14 protein-coding genes are annotated in these 15,273 nt (G+C 55.7%); 4 read left to right on the top strand and 10 right to left on the bottom strand.

Features of this window, described 5'->3' with window-relative positions; genetic code table 11:
* Positions 1–10 precede the first annotated feature (10 nt).
* From WD071_RS00505 to WD071_RS00495, 3 genes are all read left to right on the top strand, one after another.
* Positions 11–787, top strand: coding sequence for an enoyl-CoA hydratase/isomerase family protein (locus WD071_RS00505; protein ID WP_368046322.1), 777 nt, complete (start codon positions 11–13; stop codon positions 785–787).
* A gap of 76 nt (positions 788–863) precedes the next feature.
* Positions 864–1,205, top strand: a complete 342-nt coding sequence (locus WD071_RS00500) for a DUF503 domain-containing protein (protein ID WP_368046321.1) — start codon at positions 864–866, stop codon at positions 1,203–1,205.
* 113 nt (positions 1,206–1,318) lie between these two features.
* Complete coding sequence (locus WD071_RS00495) at positions 1,319–1,804, top strand: Rid family hydrolase (protein WP_368046320.1); 486 nt, start codon at positions 1,319–1,321, stop codon at positions 1,802–1,804.
* A 34-nt stretch (positions 1,805–1,838) separates the two neighbouring features.
* On the opposite strand, the gene WD071_RS00490 is transcribed toward WD071_RS00495, so the two are convergent.
* The 3 genes from WD071_RS00490 to WD071_RS00480 all read right to left on the bottom strand — a co-directional run bounded on the left by WD071_RS00490 (position 1,839) and on the right by WD071_RS00480 (position 3,908).
* The gene (locus tag WD071_RS00490; RefSeq protein ID WP_368046319.1) at positions 1,839–2,801 is read right to left on the bottom strand and encodes an OmpA family protein; all 963 of its coding nucleotides are present in this window, start codon (positions 2,799–2,801) and stop codon (positions 1,839–1,841) included.
* Positions 2,798–3,205, bottom strand: a complete 408-nt coding sequence (locus WD071_RS00485; protein WP_368046318.1) for a DUF4398 domain-containing protein — start codon at positions 3,203–3,205, stop codon at positions 2,798–2,800. Before WD071_RS00485 ends, WD071_RS00490 begins: the two co-directional genes overlap by 4 nt.
* A gap of 79 nt (positions 3,206–3,284) precedes the next feature.
* Positions 3,285–3,908, bottom strand: a complete 624-nt coding sequence (locus tag WD071_RS00480) for a class I SAM-dependent methyltransferase (RefSeq protein WP_368046317.1) — start codon at positions 3,906–3,908, stop codon at positions 3,285–3,287.
* 126 nt (positions 3,909–4,034) lie between these two features.
* Between WD071_RS00480 and WD071_RS00475 the strand changes: the two genes are divergently transcribed.
* Positions 4,035–5,618 (top strand): ABC-F family ATPase, encoded by a 1,584-nt coding sequence (locus tag WD071_RS00475; RefSeq protein ID WP_368046316.1) that lies wholly within the window; start codon positions 4,035–4,037, stop codon positions 5,616–5,618.
* 35 nt (positions 5,619–5,653) lie between these two features.
* Here the strand turns inward: WD071_RS00475 and WD071_RS00470 are convergent, their stop codons facing one another.
* The 7 genes from WD071_RS00470 to WD071_RS00440 form a co-directional block, all read right to left on the bottom strand.
* Complete coding sequence (locus tag WD071_RS00470) at positions 5,654–6,982, bottom strand: MFS transporter (RefSeq protein ID WP_368046315.1); 1,329 nt, start codon at positions 6,980–6,982, stop codon at positions 5,654–5,656.
* A gap of 37 nt (positions 6,983–7,019) precedes the next feature.
* Complete coding sequence (gtfA, locus tag WD071_RS00465) at positions 7,020–8,462, bottom strand: sucrose phosphorylase (protein WP_368046314.1); 1,443 nt, start codon at positions 8,460–8,462, stop codon at positions 7,020–7,022.
* A gap of 65 nt (positions 8,463–8,527) precedes the next feature.
* The gene (ggpS, locus tag WD071_RS00460) at positions 8,528–10,810 is read right to left on the bottom strand and encodes a glucosylglycerol-phosphate synthase (RefSeq protein WP_368046313.1); all 2,283 of its coding nucleotides are present in this window, start codon (positions 10,808–10,810) and stop codon (positions 8,528–8,530) included.
* 218 nt (positions 10,811–11,028) lie between these two features.
* On the bottom strand, positions 11,029–11,400 hold the full coding sequence (locus WD071_RS00455; protein WP_368046312.1) for a YajD family HNH nuclease: 372 nt from the start codon (positions 11,398–11,400) through the stop codon (positions 11,029–11,031).
* Between the two features lie 94 nt (positions 11,401–11,494).
* The gene (locus WD071_RS00450) at positions 11,495–12,142 is read right to left on the bottom strand and encodes a Crp/Fnr family transcriptional regulator (RefSeq protein ID WP_368046311.1); all 648 of its coding nucleotides are present in this window, start codon (positions 12,140–12,142) and stop codon (positions 11,495–11,497) included.
* 314 nt (positions 12,143–12,456) lie between these two features.
* The gene (locus WD071_RS00445; RefSeq protein WP_368046310.1) at positions 12,457–13,827 is read right to left on the bottom strand and encodes an arsenic transporter; all 1,371 of its coding nucleotides are present in this window, start codon (positions 13,825–13,827) and stop codon (positions 12,457–12,459) included.
* 49 nt (positions 13,828–13,876) lie between these two features.
* Positions 13,877–15,004: an ice-binding family protein gene (locus tag WD071_RS00440; RefSeq protein ID WP_368046309.1), complete on the bottom strand. Its 1,128-nt coding sequence runs from the start codon at positions 15,002–15,004 to the stop codon at positions 13,877–13,879.
* Between the last annotated feature and the right edge of the window lie 269 nt (positions 15,005–15,273).

Raw genomic sequence — 15,273 nt, 5'->3', positions numbered from 1 at the left:
GGAAATCCATATGCAATTTGGCGACATCAACGTCACACTGAAAAATCACGTCGCGATCGTTGAAATACAGCGCCCGCCCTATAACTTTTTTGACGTTGAGCTTATTGAAAGCCTGGCTGATGCCTTTGACGCCATGGATGCAGAAGATGATTGCCGCGCCCTGGTGCTGGCGGCGCAGGGCAAGGCGTTCTGTGCCGGTGCCAACTTCTCCAGCGGCCCATCCGTTCTGGAACAGTCTGACGGAAAAGGACGTAATCCGCTGTATATCGCTGCAGTCAGACTGTTCAGCAACAAAAAACCTGTGGTCGGTGCCATTCATGGCGCCGCGATTGGCGGCGGCCTGGGCCTGGCACTGGCGCCCGACTTCCGGGTCACCTGCCCCGAGGCCAGCTTCGCTGCCAATTTCAGCAAACTGGGTTTCCACCCCGGATTCGGCCTAACCCACACCCTGCCTGCGATCATCGGGCAACAGAGAGCAGCGTTGATGTTTTATACCGGGCGCCGTATCAAAGGTAATCAGGCATATGATTGGGGTCTCGCTGATATACTAACCAGCGCTGACCAGGTGCGTACAGAGGCGGTCGCACTGGCGGAGGAAATCGCGGGTAATGCGCCGTTGGCGGTGATGTCAGTGCGCGCAACCATGCGCCAGGGACTCACCGAAATGCTGACGGCCGTCACCGATCACGAAGCCAGCGAGCAGGACTGGCAGCGCTTGACCGACGACTTTAAAGAAGGTGTCGCCTCGGTCGCCGAGCGGCGCGCCGGGATTTTCCAGGGTAAATGAGTGCAAAGCCAATTGGCGCAATCCCGATTCTTGCAGTCCCGATTCTTGCAATGATAAACGCAACGAGGTACATGCCATGTCCGACCTGTTCCGCAAACTGTTGGCAGAGCGACAAACAGCGCCGGTCTCCATCACGCCACAAATCGGCATTGTGACGCTGCAATTTCAGCTGTACGGTGTTGATGATTTAAAAGCCAAGCGCAAAGTCTTTAACGCTCTGCGCACCGTCTGGGGCAAAGAACCGGATCTGGCGGTTGCCGAAACCGGGGATTTCGAAGCGCTGGACAGTGCCACCTGGAGCATCGTCGCCATCGGCGGCAGCTCGCAGCAATTAACGGCGCGACTGGACCAGGTGGAAAAGGCCATCGCGCAAAAAATAGATGCGCCTGTTCTGGAGGTTCACCGGGAACTGTTTTAATTCATGCGAGCTCACGCCTGTCTGAAAACTTGCTTAAGTGCTTGATTATATCAACACAATTGGCGAAGATTAGGCAGATCGTTACAACATAACAAAGCACAGGAAAATCGAACATGAAATCATTGAAGAAGTGTCTATTCGCGCCCGCTGCCCTGGTAGTCGGCAGCTTGCTGGCTGTGTCCGCGCCCCTGGCTGGCGCTCAGGAAATTGAGCGCAAAGGCGAAGGCCGCCATTTTTACACCACTATCCGCGTGCCCGCCAATGCCGAGTTCATGTACCTGAGTGGCGCCGGCGCCTCCCGCCTGGAAGATGGCACCTGGGGTGACATGGAGCAGCAGACCCGGGACACACTCAATGGTTTCAAGGAAAAACTGGAAGCCGAAGGCTGGTCGATGTCAGACATCATCCAGGTACGTGCCTTCGGTGTCGCCGATGGCATGGGATTCCTGGATTTTGATGGTTTTAACACAGCCTACCGTGAATTTTTTGGTACCGAAGAGAATCCGATGAAGCCAGTGCGCTCCTTTGTCGAAATCGAAGATCTGGTGGTTGACGGCTGGTTGATAGAAATTGAAGTGCGGGCCGCCCGTGTTCCCTGATCGGGAGCACAAACGACCCTTGACAGTCTGACTGTCACGCGTCCGGATTGGAGACAATAACCTCAACGCGACGATTCTGCTGACGCCCTGTCTCGGAATCGTTGCTGCCAACCGGCGAGCTTTCACCCCGGCCAGATGCATTCAACCGGGAATTGGCAACACCCCGCCCCACCAGATAGGTCCGCACAGAGTCGGCCCGTCGTTGTGACAGATCGAGATTCGAGCTCTCACTGCCCACGCTGTCGGTATGGCCTTCAATAACAGCTGTGCGCGTATCATAACGAACCAGGAAGTCAGCCAGGCGATCAAGATTATCGATGGTGCCGCCTCGCAGCCCGGACATGCCGGTTTCAAACAGCACATCGCCCAGCGTGACCACCAGACCTCGATCGGTTTCCCGCGCATTCAGCTCGTTTATCTGACGTTCCAGCTCGGCCATCTCGGCCCTCGCAGCGTCGGCATCATTTTGTGCTGCTGATGCCTCGTTACGGGCCTGGTTTGCCTGATTACGGGCCATGGCAGCCTGGTCGCGTGCGACATCCGCTGCAGTCTGCGCAGCGCTGGCTTCATTGCGGGCAGCCTGAGCCTGACGCTGCGCTGTTGCGGCATCACCACGGGCCATTTGGGCTTCCCGGGTACGGGCTTCAAGGCGGACTTCTTCGGTACGTGCGCGCAAGGCCTCTCGCTGACTCTCGTACAGTCGACTTTGAGCCCATGCGGTCGCGATATCCACTTTCTGATCCGCGATCAACACCAGATGCTCGCCCATGGCATCTTCTTCCTGCGGACGCTCAGCTGCGTTAACTGCCGTCTCTGCGTCCTGTATTTCGATGGGCGCCTGGCTGGCAAGCTCACTATTGGACTGCAGCGCTGTCAGTTTGGCTCGAACCTGACTGGAGCCTTCGGGTGCCATCGGCGCGCTGGCGCATGCAGCCAGCAACAAGGTGGCTGCAGCCAATGTCAGCGTTTTTTTCGATAAAAGTGCTTTGATAATCATTGCGAACCTCCCGTGTTACGACGTATTTCCTGCTGCAGGGTTTCGATACCGTCTTGCATCTGTTCATTGACTTCACGCGCCTTCATCGATGCTGCGCGGGCACTCGCCAGCTCTGCACTGACACGGGATTCATGAGCCAGGCGCAAGGCCAGGTCCATTTCTTCACGCTGCACGGCGATTTGCGCAGCGCCCAGCTTCTCACGGGCCTGCCTCAATTCCTGCGGGGCGTAGTCCGTTACGCGCTCCTGTTCGGCGCTGGTGATGGCCAGTTCCGCCGCCTGAATTTCGGCGGTTGGCGGCATCGGTGCGCTGGCACAGGCCGCTAACATAAATACGATAGAACCACCGATGAGCAGACGCAGCGTCCGGCCAACGGGGCAGATTGTCTTACCTGACTTAATCATAAGGATCATCCTCGAAGAACTCGCTGATACAGGAGTTTCTGACAGCAGTTTACAAGGGGGCAAGGTAACGATCAGTGCGCTAGCGAACAAAGACCTTAGCAGGATTTTTAACGGCGACAACGGCAAAGATATGCCAGTTATGAGGCGTGCCATTAACAGTCGTCCCGGATGTCCTGTGCTCGGTGAAAGAGACTATCCGAAAACCCTCCAGCCAGGACCGGACGTTGTCTTCGGTCGCAACCAGCACATCGGGCCAGAACGCTGCCCGATCGTAATCGGGCCCGGCCATGGTAGCTTCCGGCCCCAGGAACGAACCCACAAACACACCATCGGGGTACAGTGATTGGGCTATTTTTCCCCAAACCTCATGGAATTCCTTTTCTGGGCAAAAAAACAGACTTGCGTCAGCCACCACTAACGATGCACGCGGATACTCAAAGCTGTTGAAACTGTCACAGGACACGGTCACCGAGCTATCGCCATTGAACCGCTTTTGACACCTGGCAACAGCCTCCTGCTCGATATCAAAGGCGTGCACAACAAAATCATTTTCGCGCAGGAAAGCGATATCGCTGCCCGCGCCGCAGCCACAATCAATAGCCACGCGCGGGCCTTCAACCAGCCTGACAGCCTGCTTCAGATCGGCGCGGGTCTCCCGGCCTTCTGTGGCGTCAAAATAGTCCCGAACCGCTTTACTGGCCATTAGAGCGTCCATTCAATGAGTTTGCAGACAACCACTTCCAGAAAGGTACAACAGCAGGTGTGCTCATCGCAAGATTCTGTTAGGATGCGCGCCTTCATTTTCGTTACTTCAGTACAGAGTTCTATCGTGATTTCCACCGCCAACCTGACCATGCAGTTCGGGCCCAAACCGTTATTTGAGAACGTGTCCGCCAAATTCACCCAGGGCAAGCGCTATGGCCTGATTGGTGCCAACGGCTGCGGCAAGTCCACCTTCATGAAAATACTGGGCGGCGACCTTGTTCCAACCAGCGGCCAGGTCATGCTGGAACCCGACGTACGTCTGGGCAAATTGCGCCAGGATCAGTTTGCATATGAAAAGTACTCAGTGCTCGACACCGTCATCATGGGCCACGAAGCGCTATGGCGGGTAAAGTCGGAGCGCGATCGCATCTACGGCCTGGAAGATATGAGCGAAGCGGACGGCATGGCTGTCGCAGAGCTGGAAGAACCCTTTGCTGAAATGGATGGTTACACCGCCGAATCGCGTGCCAGTGAGCTGCTGCTGGGTCTGGATATTCCGCTGGAACAACATGAAGGCCCTATGAGCGCAATTGCACCGGGCTGGAAGTTACGCGTGTTGCTGGCTCAGGCCCTGTTCTCTGATCCCGACGTGCTGTTACTGGACGAGCCCACGAACAACCTGGACATCAACACCATCCGCTGGCTGGAACAGGTGCTGAACCAGCGCAACAGCACCATCATCATCATTTCGCACGACCGGCACTTCCTGAACGCAGTGTGCACCAATATTGCCGACATGGACTACGGTGAGTTGAGGCTGTATCCGGGCAACTATGACGACTTCATGATTGCCTCCACCCAGGCCCGTGAACGTCTGCTTAACGAAAATGCCAAGAAAAAATCCCAGATCAACGAGCTACAGGCTTTTGTCAGCCGCTTCTCGGCCAATGCGTCCAAGGCCAAACAGGCCACTTCGCGCGCACGCCAGATCGAAAAAATCCAGCTGGAAGATGTCAAGCCTTCCAGCCGTGTCAGCCCGTATATCCGCTTCACCGAAAACAAGAAGCTGCATCGCCAGGCGCTGATCATGGAAAACGCGACCAAAGCGTACGACACAGCCCTGTTCACCAAACTGAGCCTGCAGATTGAGGCCGGAGAGCGCGTTGCCATTATTGGCCCCAACGGCGCAGGTAAAACCACCCTGCTGCGCTGCCTGATGAAAGAAGTAGCACTGGACGAAGGCAAACTGAAGTGGGCAGAGCAGGCTGATATTGGCTATTTTGCCCAGGATCACAGCGCAGAGTTCGTCGAAGACATCACGCTGTTTGACTGGATGAAGCAATGGACCAAAGGCGACCAGCAACTGGTACGTTCGGCACTGGGACGCATGCTGTTCTCCAACGACGACGTTAACAAAACCCTGCCGGTGCTCTCCGGCGGAGAGCGGGCACGCATGATGTTTGGCAAGTTCAGCCTGATCAATCCCAATGTGCTGCTGATGGACGAGCCCACCAACCACCTGGACATGGAGTCGATAGAAGCGTTGAACCTCGCGCTGGAAAACTATCCCGGTACGCTGATCTTTGTCAGCCACGACCGAGAGTTTGTTACCTCACTGGCCACGCGCATCATCGACATGCAGCCCAGCGGACTGGTCGACTTCAAAGGCAATTACGAAGACTATCTGCGCAGCCTTGGCGTATATTGACGCTCGGTAAACTGGCGGGCACTCACGGCGTGCCGTCAGTCGACGCGTTTAAGCGCATCGCGAATCCGGTGTAATTCACTTTCCTCATAAAACGCCGGATCGCTGAACAGGTCCATTTGTCGCTCATCAAACATCATCGACAACACCAGCGTACTGGTTTGCACCATGGGCTCAAAGTGCCCGGTCTCACCGGAAACAAGATCCGTTACACGGCGACGCCGCAGCATGGCATAGGCGCCAAGTATCCCTAACACCGCGGCAATATACAACGGCAACCCGTGACCGCCAACCAGGTTCATGATGGCACCGGCCGCTATGGGCGCCACAGCGCAACCGGCACCATGAAGGACCAGCATATCAGAAGACCCGGATACCACTTCATCGGGGCTGAGCTGGTCAATAAGCTGTGCGACGGCCAGCGGATAAAGCGAAAATGCCAGCCCGCCCCAGACAAAATACAGAGCCAACAGAGCCATCTGCGATGGCGCCAGTGGCATCAATAACGCAACACCTGCTGCCAGCAGCACAACCACGGTCATCACTTTAGGCCGGTCATGACTGTCCGAGTAGCGGCCAATGGGTATCTGCAGCAGCGCGCCGCCCAGAATGGTCACACTCATGATCAGACCAACACCGCCAGCATCAAAACCCAGGCCCGTTGCATAGACTGGCGTCAAGCCCCAGAATGCACCCATCGCCAGCCCGGACAAGGCCGCTGATGCCACGGCAAGCGGAGCAAACCCGAGCAAGGACCAGAGACTGCTTTTGGGACGATCGGGCAACACGGGTTGCGGCCGACGCGTCATGGTAATTGGCAGCAAGGCCCAGCATATGAAAATGGATACCAGCGCAAACAGCAAAAAACCATTGTTGTTGTCCAGTCGCAACAACTGCTGCGCCACAGCCAGTGCGCCCAGATTGACCACCATGTAAATGGCAAACACCTTGCCGCGCTCATTGCTTGCCGCCTGGCTGTTGAGCCAGCTTTCAATGACCGTGATCAGGGTGATGTAGGACAGTCCGTAGACAATCCTCAGCCCCAGCCATACCCAGGGATCAATGTAGATCACATGCAGCAACGCCGCGCTGGCGCAGATCGCTGCGCAAAAACCAAAAGTACGGATGTGGCCCATGCGTTTGATCAGGCGACCACTGACCCAGGTACCACAGATAAAACCAACAAAGTAGCCCGACATGATGATGCCCAGCATCATGCTGGAGAACCCTTCGTAGGTACCCCGCAAAGACAACAGGGTATTGATCAGACCATTGCCCAGCAGCAACAGCGCAACGCTGAAGAGAATGGAACGGATGGGACCGAGCATGCTAAAGGGGCCATGGGTATGCCTGTTCTGATCACTCATGTGCAAATCGCTTCTACTCAGCACTTTGGGGTCTGAATCAGCACTGGAAGCTGTGCTCTTCAAGGCTTTTTTCATCCACATATCGTATCCGCGCAGTGTTGAACTTCAGGTCAACAAACAGATGGCAATAACAGTCACCATGGCGCCACGCCATGGCAACACTGGAGTCGTTGGAATAGTTCAGTTCAAACCGCCCATCAAATGCCGGATATCGACTACGAAACTCCATCAGCAGCTTCAGGCGCTGCACCACCGGTTGCGCCATAGCCTCATCGGCTTCTGCCAGGCTGTAATGGTGGCGATTGATGTCACGCGGCTCCCCGGTTTTCTCCAGCAGCTCGTGATCATTGCAACCGGCCAGCAGGCCTACGTAATACACCTGCGGAATACCCGGCGTAAAAAACTGGATTGCGCGGGCAGCAATATAGGCATCATCATTGCGCATCAGGGCATCGTAGAACGTGCAGGTAAGCTGGTAGATGGAACCCACACTGTGAATATTGGCCGCCGACCGCCGCAGGATGGGATCAGCGCTGCGGGCATCAATATTGTCGATCAGGCTGCGAATCTCATTTTCCGGCAGCACACCTTCCACATCGGGTATGCAGATACCATCGTGGGTATCCAGTACCGTCACCTGATTGCGCGGGCACATGCGCAGCCAGTTTTTCAGGTAGACACTGTTGGCGTCCAGCAATGAATACAGCAACAGCGGCGGCAGCGCAAATCCATACGGATGCATATTTCGCCGACCAATCGCGTACTGATAGCTGGTGTGATCGTGTACCTCCGGCAGACATTCCGCGCCGTGCTGATGCGCAACCTCATTCACCCACTCCAGCAGCCGGTACACTTCCGGCTCTACCAGGAAACAACTGGTGCCAATCCGCTTGGTGGTATAACCAAACGCATCCAGACGCAACAGCTTGATGCCCTTGCCCGTCAGGAAACGTATGTAGTGCTCCATCAACTCATAGGTTTTGTCAGACTCGTAATTGAGATCAACCTGTTGTTCGGTGAACGTGCACCAGACCTGCCCCTGGCTGCCATCGGCAAAATTGACGGTACGAAACGGCTCCTTCTCCTTGCGTATATGAATCCTGGCCAGGTCGTCGGGCGTAATTTCCCCGAATTTTTCCACATGCACAAACAGCTCGGCATATTCCGAGGCATGACCATGACGGATAAAGTCCTGGAACTCCACCGACTCATCGGAGATATGATTGACGGTCAGGTCGGCGCAAATATCGTACTTGCTGGCAATGCGTTCAATGTCAGCCCAGGTGCCGAAAGCCGGATCTACTTCCGTATGCGTCAGTGGCGAAAAACCACCATCGGCATTGGAGGGATAAAAAGGCAGAATATGAACACCACCTATCGCTTCCGGCAAATGCCGTTCGATGAAGGTGTACAGATCACCCAATCCTTCCCCGATGCGGCCGGGGTAACAAATCAGTTGTACGGCATTACGCAGATTCACAATGTTCCTCTTTCGATATTTCCATGGCTGGTTTGGCTTTTGGTGGCATTATTGGTCAGCGCTACTCAAGCCACACTGCCGATGCCCTGGCGCGCCGCTTTGAGCCGTTTATCATTCGATTTTCGGCCGGCATCCACTGCTTCCAGAAACTCGCGACCCCACAGCTCGATATCATAGTAGGTCACTGTATCAAACAGTTTTTGCAGACGGTCGCGAGCCTCCGCCCGTTGCATGACCAGGGCCAGGTAACAGGTGGCTGCCATTTCCCGAGGGTCATGAGGGTTGGTGAGTATGGCCCCGCGCAATTCTGCAGCAGCGCCGGCGAACTCGGACAACACCAGCACCCCGCTGCCATCAGTCAGCCCCTGCGTGGCCACATATTCTTTGGCGACCAGATTGAGACCATCGCGCAGTGGTGTTATCCACATCACATCCGCCATGGCGTAATACGCCACCAGTTCTTCAAACGGCAGACTGCGGAAGAAAAACTGGATGGGCGACCAGCCCACCTCGGCATAGTGTCCGTTGATACGGCCCACCGCCTGTTCGATATCTGATTGCAGTTGCTGATAAATCGTCATACCGGGGGCAGCTGGCACACACACCACAATCAGTGTCACCTTGCCGATCAACTCCGGGTGTTCCTCAAACAATTGCTCCCAGGCCTGCAGCTTGGCCAGAATGCCCTTGGTGTAGTCGAGCCTTTCTACCGACAACACCAGACGCGTCTTGTCCAGATCACGGCGCAATTCTTCCATGCGCTGCTGCACGTCTTTATTCTCCAGAGACTGTGTCACCCGCGTAATATCCAGACCTACCGGATGCGCGCCCAGACGAATCTGACGGTCATTGACCTGAATCTCGGTGGTCATTTCATCCAGCCCGACCGCACAACCGTAGGTCAGAAAGCGCGGTGCACAACCGGCTCGCTGGGTAACCTGCAGGGGTGTCACGCCGCGGGCAACATCAACAAAATTTTCCGCCTGGCGGGGAATGTGAAAGCCGATGTAATCACACTGCAGCAGGCTGCCAACAATTTCCCGGCGCCAGGGCAACACATTAAACACGTCAGCGGACGGAAAATAGGTGTGATGGAAAAATGCGATGGTCAGATCCGGACGTAACTCGCGCAGGAATGCCGGCACCATCCACAAGTTATAATCATGAATCCACACCACGGCATTTTCGGCCGCCTCCGCCGCCGTGCGCTCGGCGAACAGACGGTTTACCTTAAGAAAAACCTGCCAGTGATCTTCCCGGAACGTCGCCCGCTCCCAGAAGGTATGCAACGTGGGCCAGAACGCTTCTTTGGAAAACTTTTTGTAGAAAATATCGACATCGCTCTGACTCAGCGGCACGCGCGCCGCGCGCAAACGGGCATAACGCCGGGTATCAACTTCGGTGTGCGTCTCGAATGCACCCTGACGAGGATCGTGCACCGACCAGGCCACCCAGGATCCTGCCTTGCCATCGGCAAAAAAGCTCAGCAGCGTCGGTATGATGCCATTGGGTGATGTCGGCCTGCGGCGAACCACCTGCCCGTTGTCTACTACCTCCTCGTAAGGCAATCGATGGTAAACAATCACCAGATCTGACTTACCCGGTTTCAGAATATCGCGCGCCTCGGCTGCCAGGCCTCGCGGACCCAGCAGACCAAAATGACCGATGGCCTCCAGAATACCGCCGCAGCCGCTGAGGATGGCGTGATATACCCGGGCACTGCTTTCCGTGGCGTCCAGCAGGCCCGGCTCAGACTCCCCGACACACACACCGATAAAACCCTGAGTGTACATGGACAGATCATTCAGGGTGTCCCCTGCCACCAGCACATCTTCCGGATCAGTGCCCAGATATTCCACCAGCGCGCGCAGGGTACGACCTTTGTTGATACCACGGGGCAACACGTCCAGGTACTGACCGGCGGAAAACAACAGGTCGCAGGACAGCCTGTCAGCTGCACGCCTTACTTCGTCGGTGACTGCCGTCGGCTCGCACAGGTACGAACAACGCCGCTCCTGTGGTACCTCCTGCCGATTCAGGCCGGTGAAGTGGGCCATGGCATCTTCCACCACATGCTGGCCGGGCCACAGCTCCTCTATTTCTGCCTGAATTTCGACAATCGGCTGCTGATCCTTGCCGGTCACCACCGTACAACCGACATCACAGATAATGTAATCCGGCTCCGGCAGCGTGGGATCAGACAACAGCGGCAATACCGACTCCAGGCCACGACCGGTGACAAACACCAGCACCACATCCGGGTGGGTGGCGATCAATTGATAGAGTTGAAGTCGGTTTTCCGGATCGCCGGCAAGAAAGGTTCCATCAAGGTCAGTCGCAAGTATCAAAACAGACTCCCTGCCCGGTAAGGCAGCTAATGAATTAGGGGGTCATGGAAAGACACTGCAGATTTCGTGCCGCTTGCGGGCAAGGCATCAGGGAAAACGTCGGCGGAGGCGCTAAATACAGGAAGTACGTGGATATGACAGCGACACGGGTAGCCGGGCTCAAGAGCATGCCCGGATCATAATGCACCATAATGGGGCGGTAGAGTGCGGGTCTGAGATCAGACTTTCTTGTCCAACGCCTCCTTTAAACCAGCAAACGGATTGTGGGTGGCCGATGCCGACTTGGTCTCGGTACGACCACCGTAACGTATAAAACTGTCAAATTTACTGTGCTCTTCGTCATGGCAATAGAGGCACAACAACTCCCAGTTACTGCCGTCAGTCGGATTATTGTCGTGGTTATGGTCCACGTGATGCACAGTCAGTTCACGCAGGTTGGCGCGATTGAACTCACGAGCGCAGCGCCCGCAAACCCAGGGGTACAATTTTAATGCCTGCTCGCGATAACCTGACTCGCGTTTAGCAATATACTCACGCTGAGCAGCGAGCACTTGTTCCAGTTTGCTGCCTTTTTTACTGTCATGACTCATGGGGGCTCCTCGTCATCAGCGCTGGTCATGGGCACCGATCATAGCAACCGAGGGTACCAGGATCAGTTTCCATTGGTGCACGTTTAAGTACCGGTCAGCCTGATGCCGGCCGCGTCTCGAGCGTCGCGGTTGGAATGGTGTCGGTATCTGTGATCACGTGGCGCTGTGGCAGATAATGCAACAACTGGTGGGTTTCCTTTCTCACCACATCGTAGCACTCGCAGCTCAGGTGTTCGAGCTTGGCGCGGTCAATCACCTTGATCAGTCCGCGCGTGTAGGAAATCGCACCTTGCTTCTGCAATTTTGACGCGGCCTGGGTCACACCTTCCCGGCGAACGCCGAGCATGTTAGCGATGAATTCCTGTGTCATCGTCAAATGGTTATGTGACAACCTGTCCACGGAGAGCAGAAGCCAACGACAGAGTTGTTGATCAATCGAGTGATGACGGTTACAAACGGCAGTCTGTGAAACCTGTGTAATCAGGGCCTGCGTGTAGCGCAGCATCAGCATCAGCAACTGGCCGTGGCGGTTGAACTCTTCCCGCACTCGATGTCTGGGCAGTCGATAGGCGAATCCGGCGCTCTGCACCAGTGAACGGCTCGGCGTGCTCTCCCCGCCCATCAGCAAACTGATGCCCAGCAAGCCTTCATTGCCCACCACCAGAATCGCCGTTGACGAACCGTTTTCCATCATGTACTGCAACGACACAATGGAATCGGTAGGGAAATAAACGTGTTTCATAGGGCGCCCCGACTCATACAGCAGAGCACGCAAAGGCAATGGCACCAATTCTAGGTAGGGGAATAATCTGCCTTGAACGTCAGGCGTCAGAGCGGCCAAAAGATGATTCTGCTGGGGCTCCGGCTTTGGAGCCTGGGATTTAGTAGACGGGGATTTAGCAGGCTGGGGTTTAGGGGGCACGTCGACAGTCCTCACAAGGGACTGCTGAAAATCATGTTCGAAGCAGTCTGGATGCGTGTTTCACGCTCAGGAATTTAGCAAGAGTCTATCATGAATTCAACCCACGGGTTCGCTTTATAGGTTATCCCACGGGCTTATCCCACTGGACCGGGACCCAGCACTGGCAGCCATAGCGCCAATGCCACAAGAGTTGCCAGCAGCACCGGGGGCGTAATCAGCAGGCCAATCTTCATATAGTGCCCCCAACTGATCCGGTAACCTTTCGCCGCCAATACATGAAGCCACAGCAACGTCGCCAGACTTCCAATTGGCGTAAATTTGGGCCCCAGGTCATTGCCAATGACATTGGCATACACCATCAACTCCTGAGTCAGCGCCGGAACCTGCGCGCGTTCAATGGCCAGCGCCCCGACCAGGGTCGATGGCAGGTTATTCATCACCGAGGCAACAATTGCCGAGAGAAATCCAGTGCCGATCGTGGCCACAAAATCACCCTGCAGAGCCAGCCACCGTAATACCATCGCGCCGTAATCAGTCAGACCGGCATTGCCCAGTCCGTAAACCACCAGATACATGCCGACGGAAAAGAGAACAATCTGCCAGGGCGCCCCTCTCAGTGCAGATGGCACGGACACAAGAGCTCCGCGTCCACCCTGCCACCAGCGACCCGCAACAATCATCAGCGCCAATGCTGCCGTTCCCGTTAACAACGCGATAGGGACGCCCATGGAGGCGGTAACAAAATAGCTGACAAGCAATATCAGCAGAACCGGAAATGCAGCTCGAAAAATCAACGGATCCTTGATGGCAGATTCAGGCAGACTTAGCTCGGCCACCGGATAACGCCGGGGTATCTGACGACCGAACGCCACCCATAACACTATCAGTGTCGCCAGCACCGAGACCAGATTGACAGGCACCATGACGGCGGCGTAGCGAGTGAAACTGATATCAAAATAGTTTGCACTGACGATATTGACCAGGTTGGAAATCACCAGCGGCAAACTGGCCGTGTCGGCGACAAACCCGGTCGCAATGATGAAAGCCAAAGCTGCTGATGGACTGAACTCAAGCCGAAGCAGTATGGCGATCACGATGGGCGTCAAAAGCAACGCTGCGCCGTCATTGGCAAATAACGCAGCCATGATGGCGCCCAGCAACACAATCAGAGGAAACAGGACATGTCCTCGCCCGTTGCCCCATCGCGTCACATGCAAGGCGGCCCAGGCGAAAAAACCCGCCTCATCCAGAATCAGGGAAATGATGATCAACGCGACAAAGGTGAAGGTGGCATCCCAGACGATATCCCACACTACGATCACGTCAGACCACGCCACTACTCCGACAAGCAGTGCCACTGCCGCACCGCCAAGGGCACTCCAACCGATGCCCAGCCCCCTGGGCTGCCAAATCACAAATCCAAGGGTGACAACAAAAACAGCCAATGCCAGCATTGAGTGAACCTTGCGCTCGGAAATGAAGGAGGGGCCTGAACACTCCCGCATTCAGGCCCCTCCGATATTTTCTATTGTTCACTGCCAGACTGCAATACGCTTAGAGTGCCGGCTTGACCACTGTAGCGCTGTCCAGCGCTACCATGGTTTGCGCCAATGCCCTGCCGTGCAGCGATGCACCTGTCTCCATGGTGATAGCCGTTTGCGACAGGATATTGCCTTCAAAATGCGCACCCGCCTGGATGACAACTTCACCGGCAACCTGCCAGAAAATGTTCTTGGCCTGTGCACCGCCCGCCAGCGTGACTCGCTGGTTGGCGCTGATGTTCAGATCGCCGGAAATCTGGAAGATCCATACATCATTGGCACCACCAGAAATAACCACATCGCCCGGAATTGTCACTGACGTACCCCAGGTATAAAGACCCGCCGCCAGTGTCTGGCCACCAATATTGCCGGCGCCCAGGTTAAGAAAATCAGGCGTTGAACGACCCGCTGCATCCGTGTAGGCGGTTTGCATGTCCAGCACTGCCGTGGTCAGATTGGTATTGGTCGGCGGCGTCATATCGGCGCCATAAAGCGAGCCGGTGACCTGCGTGGACGTTGCCGACGTGGTTCCCACCAGCGTCAATGAGAAACCGGTCAGGAAAGACGTGGCCGCCGGGCTGACACCCACATCACCGGTAATGGACGATGCCGGCACCGTTGACACGGCAGTCTTCGCAAGAATCGCAAAATTGCCCGATGATCCCAAAAGCACTGGTGAAGGACCCTGTACCACAGCATCCGCAGTCACGGTATACACCTGCGCGTACTTGCCATTGTTCACCATGTCGCTATCGTTCAGGCCGTAACCAAGATAGAGTTGTCCACCAATTAAACTGGAGACGTCTGCGTTTGTGATCAGCACTGCCGTCCCACCTGACAGAACGCTGGTTTCAAACACCGGGTAAGGTCCCGTAGTATGGGCAACCCATCCTTCAGGCGTCAGAAACAACCAGCTGTCGTCGTAGTTGAAGCCCACATAATAGTTGCCGGTCAGGCCCAGATCAGCATCGGCAACACTGATTGTGCCGGTCAAGGTCAGGTTGTCGGTCGTGCCAACAGCTGAAACCGAGTAACTGGCAGATACCGCCGCGTGTGCGTTCGCTGCAAACGCGGTCATCAATAACGCTGAAACCAGGACGAGCCAGGCCTTGTGTTTTACCCTGCTTAATATATTTTTCATGCGGAACTCCGATTGAAGCTGAACGATTATGGGATTGAGGATTGGCGCCGATGATGTCGTCATGGCCCCGTCCGCACTGCTTGACAGAAGCACTGTAGCAAGGAGGCAGGTAAACTTATGTGTGCTGGGACACGTTCGAATGAAAATAGTGCCGTACCCACGTCATGCCAACTGTGTTCTAGCGAACAGAACTTCTGTTTGCATCTGCTACCGTGACGCCACCCGCCGAGTTCACCGTGCCTGTCTGTGTGAGTCCGCGGTCTGCGCTT

This window comes from Pseudohongiella sp. (genome assembly GCF_040877505.1).
In the GTDB taxonomy this organism is placed as follows: domain Bacteria; phylum Pseudomonadota; class Gammaproteobacteria; order Pseudomonadales; family Pseudohongiellaceae; genus Pseudohongiella.
Note: the sequence above shows the minus strand (reverse complement) of the source record. Positions and strands in the feature narration are given on the sequence as shown.